This is a genomic window from Thalassoglobus polymorphus, assembly GCF_007744255.1.
GTDB classification, from domain to species: Bacteria; Planctomycetota; Planctomycetia; order Planctomycetales; family Planctomycetaceae; genus Thalassoglobus; species Thalassoglobus polymorphus.
On sequence record NZ_CP036267.1, the window covers coordinates 6,108,854 to 6,122,349 of the forward strand.

Below are 13,496 nucleotides of genomic sequence, written 5' to 3' on the forward strand. Positions count from 1 at the left end.
GTTTGAGAGAGCAATATCAGGTTTCAGGACCAGTTCTGAAAACTCTCGAAGTCTGGACTCACTTCATGACAAAAACCTCGATCACTCCGAGTTCGTCTCCGACTCTTCATCAACGAAACATCATTGCAGAAAGGCACGGAATGTATTGCACCGCCTATGAGTGGTTTGGAGCACATGTGGTCGTTGATGGTGAGACCGTCGGGACACGCTTCGCAGTTTGGGCCCCCAACGCTCAGGAAGTTTGCGTGGTTTGTGATCGCAACGGCTGGAAACATGGCGGGTTCTATCTCAACTCAAGCGACGAAGGAGTTTGGACGGGCATTATTCCAGCGATGGGAGCGGGTGAAGCATATAAATATAGTATCCGGCAGATAGATGGGCAGATCGTTGAGAAAGCAGATCCATACGCTTTCTATTCTGAAGTCTCACCGAAAACAGCGTCGGTGGTATACGACCTGAATGGATATCAATGGTCGGATCAGAAATGGATCGAGAACAAAAGCGAAATTAACTGGTTCGAAAAGCCAGTCAATATCTACGAAGTTCAACTTGGTTCCTGGATGCGACCAAAGGATGGACGGAAATACTACAGCTACGCGGAACTCTCAGAGAAACTCATCAAGTATGTTGTCGAGATGGGTTTCACACATCTCCAATTGATGCCAATCACGGAATACCCCTTTGATGGCTCTTGGGGATATCAGACGACCGGCTACTTCGCCCCGACCAGCCGTTACGGAACGCCACTCGATTTTATGGCCTTCGTGAATCGATGTCACCAGGCGGGAATTGGAGTCTTGCTCGATTGGGTTCCCGGGCACTTCCCGACCGATGGGCATAGCCTTGGAAAATTTGACGGAACAGCCCTCTACGAACATGCCGATCCGCGAAGTGGATTCCATCCTGACTGGAACACTTACATCTTTAACTATGGGCGAACGGAAGTTCGCAACTTCTTGCTTTCGAGTGCTCACTTCTGGTGTGACAAATACCACATCGACGGAATTCGAGTTGATGCCGTCGCATCGATGCTCTACCTCGACTATTCACGTGAAGAGGGCGAATGGATTCCGAACGAATTCGGTGGGCGCGAGAATCTGGAAGCGATGAACTTCCTGAAAGATCTCAATACATCACTGCACGGATCATTCCCGGGAATCTTGACAGTCGCTGAGGAATCAACGTCCTGGCCGGGCGTCAGCAAGCCCGTCTATGATGGTGGGCTCGGATTCTCGATGAAGTGGGATATGGGCTGGATGAACGACACCCTCAGCTACATGCAAAACGATCCCATCCATCGCCAGCACCATCAGAACCAACTCTCATTCAGATCGCTTTACGCATTCAGCGAAAATTTCGTCTTACCTCTTTCTCACGATGAAGTTGTCCACGGGAAACGTTCACTCCTTTCGCAAATGCCCGGTGATCAATGGCAGCAGTTTGCGAATCTCCGCTTGTTGCTGGGGTATCAGGCGACGCTCCCCGGGAAACATTTGTTGTTCATGGGTGGCGAAATTGGACAATGGACCGAATGGGACCATGATGGAGAACTTGACTGGTCGATCCTCGAGTTTGAAACACATGCCGGCATCAAGCGATTCGTCTCCGACATCAACAAGCTTCTCATTCGACATCCCGCTCTGCATCAACTTGATTGTTCCAGCGAAGGCTTCTCCTGGATTCAGGCGGACGATGCCGCAAACAGCGTTTACGCTTACTGCCGCTTCTCAAGGAATGCCGAGGAAATCCTGGTCGTCGTGTTAAACATGACTCCCATCCCGCGCGAAGGATACAGGGTCGGTGTTCCTAAGCACGGATTCTACAAAGAGATCCTCAACAGCGATGCTTCTCTCTACGGTGGCACCGATGTTGGCAACGCTGGCGGAGTTGCATCAGTTGCAACTCCAATGCATGGGATGAAGCAAAGCGTCAACCTCACGCTTCCGCCACTCGGGATGCTCGTGATGCGTTTCGAAGAACTCGATTCGAAGAAGACGCCAACCTCTGAGAAGATCAAAGATTGATCGGTCCCGATTTTCCACCAACATTTGCTGAGTGGGAGAAAGTATGTTGGTTGATCTGCATGAAATCAGGAACGTCTGAGGTTGTTGGAAATGGTCAGTATTGTCGGAATTGTTCTTTCGTTATTGCTTCTGATGTATCTGGCGTATCGGGATGTCAGTGTCCTTGTGCTGGCTCCACTCTGTGCTTTGATGGCAGTCCTCTTCGATGGGAACCTGCCGCTGCTGGCAACCTATACGCAAATCTTCATGGTGAGTGTCGGGCAGTTCATTAGTGCTTTCTTCCCACTCTTTCTTCTGGGAGCGATCTTTGGAAAATTAATGGAAGACTCCGGAGCCGCCGCCAAGATCGCCGATGTCATCATTCAACGACTCGGCAAACAACGCACAATGATGGCTGTCGTTCTCAGTTGTGCAATTTTAACATACGGAGGAGTCTCTCTTTTTGTTGTCGTCTTCGCAGTCTTTCCGCTGGCAAGTTCGTTGTTTCAACAGGCGAACATTCCGCGTCGCTTGATCCCCGCTGCCATCGCCCTCGGCTCATTCACATTTACGATGACTGCAATGCCGGGGACGCCTCAGATTCAAAATCAAATTCCCATGCAGTTCTTTCGAACGAATTCGTTCGCTGCTCCCGGGCTGGGACTGATCGGCAGTCTCATTATGTTCAGCTTAGGGATGTTGTGGTTGAACTCTCGAGTTGCCGCTGCGAAACGTAACGAAGAAGGTTTCGGGCTGATTCAAAATTCAGAAGCGGAAGTCGAAGATGGAAAAGCAGAAAATGTCGACAACAACTTGCCGTCGACAGCGAGTGCATTTGCTCCGCTGATTTGTGTCATCGGGCTGAATTTCATCCTCTCACAATACATCATCCCGACCTGGAACGCAGACTATTTGGCCTCTGAGCAATTTGGGAAGACTGAGCTGGCTCGTGTTCTTGGAACATGGTCCACGATCCTTTCCCTCGTTTCAGCTTTGGTACTGACAATTGCGTTACATTTTCGCAGCGTCCAGAAACTCAAAGACTCACTTGCTCTGGGGGCACAATCTTCGTTGTTGCCGGTTTTCAATACGGCTTGTGAGTACGGCTATGGAAATACGATCAAATCACTGGCAGGCTTTGCCGTCGTTCAGAAGTTCGTGACAGGAATCGCCCCCGGAAATCCACTGATCTCTGAAGCCATCGCGGTCAATTCACTCGCCGCGATGACTGGCTCTGCATCTGGCGGGTTGAGCATCGCCCTCAAAACATTAGGGGAGACCTATTATCAGCGCGGGATTGAAGCTGGCATCAACCCGGAGCTGTTGCATCGCGTCGCCTCAATGGCATGTGGAGGGCTCGACAGCCTTCCGCACAATGGAGCCGTCATCACTCTACTGCTGATCTGCGGTGTTACGCATCGGCAAGGCTACAAAGATGTTGGAATGGTCTCGGTCCTTTGCCCTGTGGCTGCGACGGTCACAGTGATCTTTCTGGGAACCATCTTCGGATCGTTTTGAGAACGCTGTGTTGCCGGACACTTCAGGTCTCCGGCAACACAGAGCAGACTATCAAGCAGACGAGAGCATCTTTCGAATTGGTTTGCAGGTTCTGCCTCGTGGCGAACAGTATTTTTATTAGAGAAATGCGTTCTTCACGGGCACACGGTAGAGCAAGCTGCTCTATTCTGAATCATAAAACCACGAAACTGGCAACGAGCGATATTGAGAAGAGAGCTTGCCTCCTTCGCCGACCCAGTATGACATCACTGCCCGGTTTCGAACAAAAATCAAGCTGGTGTAGGAATATGTTTGATCCATGTTTGTTTCCAGATTCTTCACGTGCTGCCACGTCTTCCCTTCATCGGATGAAATCGCAGCGGTCAGTGGTGTCCGTTTTCCACCATGCCCTTCGCCATCTTTGAATGTGTTATTCCAAACGAGCAGTAAGTCACCAGTCGACGGAATGCGACGAATTGTCGACGGAGCCTCCGGGGCAATAATGCCCTCAAGGTGAGATGGCTTGCTCCAGTGATTGCCGCCATCTTCAGAGAAGCTGGTCGCGATTGTTCCCAGTTGTGTGCGAATGATCATCATCACCCGGCCATCCTTGAGTTCAATCACTTCCGGCTCCATGGCTCCCCGTTTGGCGAGGTCGATCTTTCCTTCGCTTTCTTGCCAGGTTTGTCCAAAGTCATCGGAGAACCAGCAGCGACAAATGAAGTGTCCGCCTCCTTGAACATTCGGCGTTGACGCCACAGGAGCCAGCAATCGACCCGTGGAAAGCTGCTGCACACGATCGTTATTCATGACGTGGTAACCGGGTGTGGTCGTTGCGAGAATCCGTTCGCCGAACGTTTTCGCTTCATCTTTGGAGAAGCGAACGTAGAGTCTCAAATCTTCGTGACTGTTCTTTTCAAGATAGAACAGGGCAATAGTATCGTCATGTGGAGCATTCAATCGTTTGAGAGTGACCGACATGACATTCATGTTCCCGGTGCTCTTTTGCAGAACGCGTGAGTCACTCCATGTACGACCTAGATCGCTCGATTCTTTTCCAACGATGTGAGCAGTTGCGAAATCGCTTCCGCCTCCGATGAATTCGGTGGCAGCATAAAGAAGGTTGCCGTTGGCTAATCGAACGATCGAGCCTTCAGTATATCTTGGGTGTTCTTTCGTCGCCGGGTAAACCATTCGCTTGATGTCCTCTTTGACATCAGCAGGCGCTGGTTGAGTGAACATCAACAGTGACTGAGCGGAGCGAACCCGGACGTCCAACGTGTCGTCATCGAGCAGTTCGATGAGACGGTCGCTGATCGAGAAGTCGCGGGTTTCACCGCCGAAGGTGGCTGCGTAAATTCGAATGGCCGGGTCATCAGAGTTTAAATTTTTCTTGAGGGCAGCTAGTCCATCCTTGTCACCCAACAGTGCCAGGGCGTGCTCTGTGTAAGCCTTGGCAATTGGATCTTTTGCCATCGTCAGATTCTTTTTCAGTTGAGCAATGTCTGACTTGTCTCCCACACGAGCGATAATCCAGGCAGCGATTCGTCGGACTTCCTCGTCTTCGTTGGCGAGGTGTTTCCGCAGGAACTTCATCGCCTCTGGATTTCCACCACGACCCAGGGCAGCAGCTGCCATAAGCTGTGTTGTCATTTTGTCACTCTCTGCAAAAGTGCGACGCAATCCAACACCGTCTCCGAGTTCAAAGACCTTAAAGAGACTTTCCGAGGCATGGGTGTGTCCGTAGGAATCGTCTTTGTCGAGAATTTCGAACATGATCCGCGCCTGTTGCCAGTCTCCAGCACGGACGAGCTCTCGTGCCAAGCCGCAACGATGCTGGTCATCGGTCTCTGTTTTTAACTTTGGTGTGAGAGATGCAATCACTTCATCACCGAGACCAGCGAGCGTCAACCCTTCGGCGGCATGAATCGACGGCCAGAACTCGTCACTTTTGATCCCTTCTCGCAAAATCGTGCGACACTTCTCGGTCAGTTCTGGAGAGAGTGTGAACTTAGCACTTTCGGCGTGTGCAGGCAGGGTTATGTTTAAGAGACTGAAGGTGAACAAAGCGGTCATCAAAGTCTGGCGGATCACTCGGTACTCTCCGTTTGAAATCTTGCGAATCGGGATCTGGCTGGTTCTACAGCATTTTTCGAATTGGTGTTCGGGTTCTGCCTCGTCGCGAACAGTAATCTTACTGGTGAAACGCTTTCTACACGGGCACACGGCAGAGCAAGCTGTTCTGATGGAGCTTACCCAAGAGCTCGCATTTCAAGCGATTCATTTTGCTTCCAGAAGTATTGTGTTCGGATCTAAAACTTTACCAAGCAGTCCAGCCACCGTCGATGAGCAGGTTCTGGCCAGTCAGATAACTTCCCGCATCGCTCACCATCAGGAGCAATGCGCCCTTCAACTCATGGGGGTGTCCCATCCGCTGCATCGGGCTTTTCTTCTTCAGTCGTTCGACCATTTCCTGCGGTGCTTTCTCTGAAGGAAATGGCCCCGGGCTCAGGCAATTCACGCGGACATTGTCCTTGGCCCAGTAGACTGCCAGGTGGCGAGTCATGTGGATCACGCCTCCTTTGAGAGCGTGATATTGCACCGGGCTCGCAGTGCAAATTTCTTCGTAAGCATCCGGATAAGACCCGACAACGCCATACATTGAACCGATCATGACGACCGATCCCGCGACACCTCTGCTGACGGTATGGTCTCGCAAACGTCGTGCAAGACAAAAATACCCACTCGCATTTTGCAGATCTTTACTGAACGCTTCGAACGTCACGTCCGTCACGTCCATGGCATGACCCTGCTGACCATTGTTGATCAAGATGTCGACTTGCCCGGCGGCAGCAACAGCTGAGTCAAATCCTGAATTGAGGGAATCTTCGTCGAGGTGGTCAAGTTGGACTCCGAAATGTTTTTGGTCCCCTTGTCTCGGAAGTGCTTCCGCTGCACTTGTTGCTCGAGCGAGGTCGCGACTCGCAATGACAACATTTGCACCGGCTTCAGCCAGCCCACGCGACATCGAAGAGCCGAGAAACCCGGTCCCTCCGGTGATGAGTGCGACACGCCCTGTGAGGTCGAAAAGTTCCTGTATCGTTGGTTCGCTCATATCGTCACCCAATTTCCAGTTCGAACAGATTCCAAGGCGGCCAGATTGACCTTCAATGTTTGAAGTCCCTCAGAAAGCGAACAGGCTGCTGGTTGTTTGACTTCGAGGTGATCGAGAAACGCATTGGCCTGATTGATGAAGAGGTCGTCTCGTTCCAGTTCCACCGACAGTTCAACGTCCCAGTCTTTCCCCGGTTCGCTGCATGAAATCCAACGAGCCTTATTCGCTTCAAATTTCGCAGTCCCATTCTTGCAGATCACTGCAATCGATGTTTCGTTGGGAGCTTGATGCTGATTGAGATTGTATGAAGCGAGAACAGACTTGTGCCGGGCGATGATGTGTACAGTATCTTCGACATCAACACCTTCCAGAACGCAGTGGTCAGCATCTGCAACAAGTTTGGTGATTGGTCCAACCAACCACTCCGCAGCGTTCAACATGTGTGTCATTGCATCCTGGATCGCACCGCCACCGGTTTCGTGCTTGGTGTAGTAAATCTCGCGATATGCCGGTCGATAGAATGGGAAATGCTGCCCACCACTCATAACGACTTGAACTGGTTTTCCGAATCGTCCCGAATCTATGGCCGCCTTCATTGATTGCAACACCGGATGGGCTCGATACACGTATGCGATCGAAGCGGACAATTCATTCTCGTCGACCGTCTGCAGCAGTTTGTCGATGCCATCCGTCGCAATGCTTAACGGCTTTTCAATTAACAATGAGAGTTTTTTCTCTGCCAGTTGTTGAGCCATCTTGATATGCAAGTTTGCAGGAGTGCAGATGACAGCTGCGTCAAGCGATTCTGCAAGAGCCGCTTCGAGAGAATCAAAGGTGGCAGCGACATCATATTCTTGTTCGATCCGTTCGCGAATTTCTGGTCGAAGTTCACAAAGCGAAACTTTCGCTCGACCTGTTTTCAAAAAGCAGCGCAGATGCCGCTCACCTATGGAACCGCCGCCGATGACGAGAATGTTTTTCATTAGGTTTGTGCTTTCTTATTGTGCCGGCAGCTTCAATGACCACAGTAACCACGCGACGGGCTGAAATGCTATTGCTCACGATTCCGATAGCATTCTGAAACGATCTTGAGTGTGGTGTAATCGATTTTCTCTTCAAAGTGGAGGTACAGCAACTTCAACCGGGATGGTCGAATCTCCTCGATAGCACTTTCGATTTGTGAGACGAGATTACCTTCAACCCAGGGACGTGGGTCGGTCACCTTTCGCTCCCGGAGGTAATCTGTCAGGTATCCTTCGGTCGTCGAACGTGCTCGCCCTATCTTTTCTGCGACTTCTTCAATGCTCAGCCCCTGCTCAAAGAACGGAAATGAAGCAGCGCTCGCCGCGGATGCCGGACGAACTTCACGTGGTGGGCTGCTCGCCAGAACGGCATCGACATCGACATCCAAGGGAAGCCCTTTTTCCTCGCAATATTGTTGAATGATTCCTAAGAATGCTTCGCTGTACTCTTCGCACTTTTTTTGCCCCACTCCCTGAACTTCGAGAAACTTCTGTTCATTGGACGGGCAACGCCGAGCCATGTCGATTAAGGCGGCATCTCCAAACACAACATACGGCGGGACGTTTTTCTCTTTCGATTTCGCTGTTCGCAACTCTCGCAACGCTTCGAAGAGTCCAGTGTCTACGCCTTCCATCGACCGGGTTTTCGATGCCTTCGAACCTGACGACTTCTTCTCTGTCGTAGTCGGCACTGTCAATCGGGGAGTCACTTCTCCTTTGAGGAGTTGCTTGCCAGATTCAGTAATCTTCAGGATCGAGAAACCTTCGCTCTCGTCCTGATACAAGAATCCCTGTCCGACCAATTGACCGATCCAGTCTTGAATACCCTTGAGAGGATACTCTTGCAGCAACCCATATGTGCTCAGTTCGGTATGGTTGTTCGCTATGATTCTTTCATCGCTTGCACCTTTAAGGACACGCGAGGTATAGGTCATGCCATAGCGTTCTTGCTGCCGATAGACAGATGAAATCACCATCTGACTGATTTTCAGCGAGTCCTTGATGACTTCGACCTCGCCCATGCAAACATCACAAGCAGTCTCGCAATCTTTGTTTAATTCTTGCCCGAAATGCTGCACCAGGCTTCGGTGACGACAATTGATGTTGTGGCAATAATCGAGCATCGTTTGCAGCGAGGCGAGTGAGACCTTTTGAACAGCAGGCGGTTGATCGGACATGATCATTTTCCAGGTTCGGAAATCATTCCCGCCGAAGAAGAGGTGACACTCCGATTCTAACCCGTCCCGTCCGGCTCGCCCGGTCTCCTGCTGGTAGTTCTCGATGGTTTTCGGGATGCCAGTGTGGATCACAAATCGGACGTCCGGTTTGTCGATCCCCATTCCGAAAGCGACAGTGGCGACGATGATTTGAATGTCATCTTTGATGAAGGCGTCCTGATTGGCAGCACGATCTTCATCGCTCATCCCGGCATGATACGAGGCAGCTCGATATCCGAGGCCCTGTAATTGAAGCGTCACCCGTTCGACTTCTTTCCGGCTGATGCAATAGACAACTCCCGCTCCTTTGGGGTGCCTCTCGATCACGTTTTGAATCTGATTGAGTAAGTTATTCTTTTTGGCAACTCGGTAGTAAAGATTTGGCCGATCAAAATTCCCGATCAATACTTCAGGATCGCGTAATCCAAGTTGCTGGGCGATATCGTCGCGGACTCGCTGCGTTGCTGTCGCTGTATAGGCATGCAAGTTGACGTTTTGAAAGCGATCTCGCAGCTGTTTCAATTCGCGATAATGTGGTCGGAAATCGTGTCCCCATTGGCTGATGCAGTGAGCTTCATCGATCGCAATGAAAGAGACATTCGCAGCGGTCAGCATGTCGAGCAGGCGACCCGCTCCGATTCGTTCAGGAGCCAGATAGAGCAGTTTCAGGTCATTCGATTGGATCTTCTCGGAGACGTTCCACTTTTCAGCATTTGAAAGAGTGCTGTTGATGTAGGCTGCCGAGATGCCGTTCGCGTTGAGTGCGTCGACCTGGTCTTTCATCAGCGAAATGAGAGGCGAGACGACAATGGCCATTCCGTCCTGGCACATCGCCGGAGCCTGGTAGCACAGTGACTTTCCACCCCCAGTGGGGAGGACGACAAGAGAGTCTCGATTTTCCAGAACCGCCGACATCGCAGGGAGTTGCAAGTCATGGAACGATTCGTAACCCCAATACTTTTTCAAGACCTCGGCAAGCTGAACTTTTTGGGTGGGTTGCTCTGTCTTGTCCATGGAACTGTGTCTTTATCAAGCAGCACGATTAGCCGGACACGTGACGTGTCCGGCTGGGGCAAAGTCACTCATCCTCAGGTTTTTACCCGACAAACTCATTGCCTACTTTTCGTGCCCGCTCCGGTTTGTCGAGATCGATACCAAGAGTGATTCCCGCTTCAACCATGACGTTCCATCCGGCACACATTTGCACGTATGGCGAAAGATCACCAGCGTCGGAAATTTGAATTGTCGGGAACATGGTCTCGCGATCTGCGATGGCAATGACCGTCAGGCCGACACCTTTTTGGAGGATTTCGTCGAACTTTTCTTCTGAGTCTTGATATGGATCAACCCACAGGACGACGTCATTTGCGTCCATGACTTCTTCCACGCCATGTGCGGCATAAGTTCCTTCGAGGAAGTCAGATTGCTTACGCGTAATTTCATTCGTCTTGAGAGTAAGCTCTTCAGTGACGCCATCGTTTCGACCAGCCCAGTAGATATTTCTCGCATTGGCGATTTTGGCAGTCAGTTCCGGATCAATTTCGAGTGTGAGAGCGGCAGTCATTTTGTTCGCAAGATCATCGAGTCTTGAAGCTAACGTCTGCTTGCTGGCGATCTCTTCCAGTAATGCGCGGTAGAACAACGCTTGTTCGATAACGCTTTTCGTCGCTGCAACAGCTCCTTCTTTTCCGCACTTGAGAACGTATCCCTGATTGGAAATCGATTCGAGCATTGAGTTTTCAGCAGCAGTCAAGCTGTAAAGGTGTTGATGCCCCGCCTCTGCAAGCTTGTTGAACAGGCCGATGACTTCAGCTGTTCGCCCGGAATTGGAGAGTGCAAAAATCGCCCAGTCTGCCAGGTTGTATTCCTGTGCTTGCTTGCCAGCTTCGGTGTAGAGTTCGATGTTCCAGCCGTTCTGTTTGGCTGCGCGCATCGCACTTTTCGCAGGAAAGATTCGGCTGGAACCTTCGCCCGTCAGAAAGAGTTTCCCGACACCTTTAATGGCGGCAGCTGTCTCGGACATGCGAGTCGTGTCGAATGCTCGCACGATCTCCGGAGTCGCAAGCATATCGCGTGTGAGTCCGAACTTAGTGTACTTTTCGTCGTTTGTGTTCATGAGTCATCGATGAGGGTTGAGCGTTTATCGTTGTCGGATGATGAATGCGTTCTCGAACTGCAACCTGCATGCAGTCACATCCGGTTGCGAACAGGCTGTTAATATTAGAACTGGTCCTGAAACTTGAAATCGCTCTCTCAAACGTTGAGAAAAGCGACGATTCCAGAGGTTTTCGGACTGGTTCTAGCTCTGTTCGTTTTGAAACCTGTTGTTGAAACGTGTTAATGAAATGAGGTCTTTGAGCCGGTGCTGACTACTTGAGTCGCACAAATTCCGGGAGATCACCAATGAGTGGGTTTACATAGTCCAGGAAAGCTTTGGTGACATTCATGCCATTTTTGGAAATGAAATTCGCAGGCATCGGGCGTTCTTCGTTGGCAACTTCGCTGAGTGGTGCAGTCCCGAATCCCGATTTGTAAGGTTCGTTGCGTGACGAGGTCCGGACGATCGTGACCATCACGCCACTTTCGCCTTGCTCTGCCAGTTTCACAGCTTGTTTTCCGCAGCCGTAGGCTTCTTTGATATCAAGTGGAACAGTCCTGTCAGAGGCACACATCTGGAGGGATTCCGTCACCTGGAATTCACCACGCCAGCCGAACTCGTCGCTGAGCATGCGATGTAGAATCATCGCGGCACTGGTGCCTCCCATTGCTCCAAACTCAGTGTTGCCGAACTTGTCTGTCGTCCCTGACGCGCTGACTGGAGATCCGTCAGGGTTGGTGATCCCTTCTCCGCACACAATTGAAACGAATCCATGTTTTGCGTGAGTCTTCTTGACGAGTTCTAAAAATTCTTCACGCTGAAATGGACGTTCAGGAAACAGGATGATGTGCGGAGCATCACCAGATTTTTGTCGTGCAGCAGCAGCGGCAGCCGGGAGCCAGCCAGCACTCCGTCCGACGGTTTGGAAGATGACGAACTGATCGACTCGTTTCATATCGCGGGCGAGCGTTCCGGATTGAAGCAGGCTCAAGGCGACGTATCGCGCCGCTGACGGAAAGCCGGGAGTGTGATCCGTTCCGAACAGATCATTGTCGACGGTTTTACAGATCCCAACGCCGGACATTTCCCAGTCGTTCGCTTTGGCATATTCGACGACACGATGAATTGTGTCCATCGTGTCGTTGCCGCCGATCATGAAGAAGTTTCGAATGTTCTTCTGCTTCAAGCGTTTGAGGATAGGAGCAAAGTGTTCATCCTGAAGCTTCAAGCGGCTCGATCCCAACGCACTACTCGGAGTTTGCTTGAGAGCCTTGATGACTTCGCTGTCTACGTTTGAGAAGTCTAAAAGCTTGTTGTCTAAAACTCCCTCGATACCGAATCGCATTCCGTAAATCGTATCGATCTTTTTACTTTTCAATGCTGTTTCCACAACGCCTGCCAGTGAAGCATTGATAACAGAGGTCGGTCCGCCAGATTGACCAACAAGTGCATTTCCCTTTTGCATGAATCTCTTTCGATGTGTTTCGTTGAGCTGGTTGAACAATCAACTATCTTACTGCATTAAGAGATGAATGAAAGCGGTTCGTGCGAAACCGTCAAAGCGAATCGGCTCATCGATTCGCTGCTCATGAGCAACCAGTTCGCAAACTTGTGAAATGGTCGCTTTTCTCAGTGTTTCAGAGGGTGAATTCAGGTTTTAGAATCTGTGAATCAGCGTGATGGGAGGGACGGCGAGTCGCTAAAATTTTCCGACCCACTTTACCAATTGTGAGACAAACTGAGCGTACAAATTACCAACTTCGACACCTTCTGATCCGGGAGCCTGGGCAGCGACTCGATTGTCTCCCCAGTCAACGAGCGGACCGACCCAATGTGGAGCAAGATCGGTCATTAACGCAGCGATCCGACTTTTGGCAGTTTCGGAAACGACAAGCAGCGGGTCGCTTGATTCATGTGTGAGAGAGTAGTCCGCTCCTGCCAGCTTTGACTTGAAACGTTCTGCAGTCAGAAGGACATCGGCATCTGTTTTCGCTGTCACCTTGTTGTATCCTCCAATTATTGGAGAGCGGTCTTCCCAGGGAAGATTCGCTGTGATCGGGTGCTCAGCCTGAGCTTTCAGGAAGACCGGCGAGTCACAGTTTTGGCGATCATCGTTTGAGAGAATTTTAACCGGGAGTAGCTGGCTGATTTTTGTCCCGTCCCAGTCTCCTCCCATCCCATGATACGATTCCCAACCGCCGATCATCAGCAGGTTAGAGCCGTTCTCCACATGTTGAACGAGTCGATTTTCAACTTCTTCGTTAAGGTGAGCTGCTGGGTAATCGCTGAGGATGTACAGCTGATACGGTTCTGTAAGTTGATTGAGTTCGAGAGATTGATCGCTGGGGATGTAGTCGAAGGACCAGCCAGAATGATCAATGCAGCCAGCGAGATAGCTGGCCGCTGTTTCGAGAGAGGTGTCACCCAGAAATAAAATTTGTCGAGGCATTTTCGTGTTCGTAATTGTATTTGTAATCGTGATTAATGCGAGAGGACAGGTCAGGAAACGTGCTGGCGTGGCGAGCAGTCGATGAAGGCGTGAGA

At 50.8% G+C, this 13,496-nt stretch carries 9 protein-coding genes; 2 read left to right on the forward strand and 7 right to left on the reverse strand.

Translation table 11 applies throughout. The annotated features are described in order from the left end of the window. Positions 1-65 precede the first annotated feature (65 nt). Positions 66-2,024, forward strand: coding sequence for a 1,4-alpha-glucan branching protein GlgB (gene glgB, locus Mal48_RS22205; protein WP_145206505.1), 1,959 nt, complete (start codon positions 66-68; stop codon positions 2,022-2,024). 90 nt (positions 2,025-2,114) lie between these two features. Further along, the gene (locus Mal48_RS22210; protein WP_145205102.1) at positions 2,115-3,521 is read left to right on the forward strand and encodes a GntP family permease; all 1,407 of its coding nucleotides are present in this window, start codon (positions 2,115-2,117) and stop codon (positions 3,519-3,521) included. A 162-nt stretch (positions 3,522-3,683) separates the two neighbouring features. On the opposite strand, the gene Mal48_RS22215 is transcribed toward Mal48_RS22210, so the two are convergent. The 7 genes from Mal48_RS22215 to Mal48_RS22245 all read right to left on the reverse strand — a co-directional run bounded on the left by Mal48_RS22215 (position 3,684) and on the right by Mal48_RS22245 (position 13,401). Next, positions 3,684-5,594 carry an exo-alpha-sialidase gene (locus Mal48_RS22215; RefSeq protein WP_145205105.1) on the reverse strand — a complete coding sequence of 637 codons (1,911 nt, stop codon included), beginning with the start codon at positions 5,592-5,594 and terminating at the stop codon, positions 3,684-3,686. 226 nt (positions 5,595-5,820) lie between these two features. Continuing rightward, a complete protein-coding gene (locus Mal48_RS22220; protein WP_145205108.1) occupies positions 5,821-6,615 on the reverse strand; it encodes an SDR family oxidoreductase in 795 nt (264 codons plus the stop codon). Beyond that, on the reverse strand, positions 6,612-7,598 hold the full coding sequence (locus tag Mal48_RS22225) for a Gfo/Idh/MocA family protein (RefSeq protein ID WP_145205111.1): 987 nt from the start codon (positions 7,596-7,598) through the stop codon (positions 6,612-6,614). The genes Mal48_RS22220 and Mal48_RS22225 overlap by 4 nt, the downstream gene beginning before the upstream one ends. A 68-nt stretch (positions 7,599-7,666) precedes the next feature. Next, complete coding sequence (gene recQ, locus Mal48_RS22230) at positions 7,667-9,868, reverse strand: DNA helicase RecQ (protein WP_145205114.1); 2,202 nt, start codon at positions 9,866-9,868, stop codon at positions 7,667-7,669. Positions 9,869-9,950: 82 nt separating this feature from the next. After that, positions 9,951-10,970: an SIS domain-containing protein gene (locus Mal48_RS22235; protein ID WP_145205117.1), complete on the reverse strand. Its 1,020-nt coding sequence runs from the start codon at positions 10,968-10,970 to the stop codon at positions 9,951-9,953. Between the two features lie 253 nt (positions 10,971-11,223). Then, positions 11,224-12,417, reverse strand: coding sequence for a diphosphate--fructose-6-phosphate 1-phosphotransferase (locus Mal48_RS22240; RefSeq protein WP_145205119.1), 1,194 nt, complete (start codon positions 12,415-12,417; stop codon positions 11,224-11,226). Between the two features lie 234 nt (positions 12,418-12,651). Beyond that, positions 12,652-13,401 (reverse strand): glutamine amidotransferase, encoded by a 750-nt coding sequence (locus Mal48_RS22245; protein ID WP_145205122.1) that lies wholly within the window; start codon positions 13,399-13,401, stop codon positions 12,652-12,654. Positions 13,402-13,496: the final 95 nt, after the last annotated feature.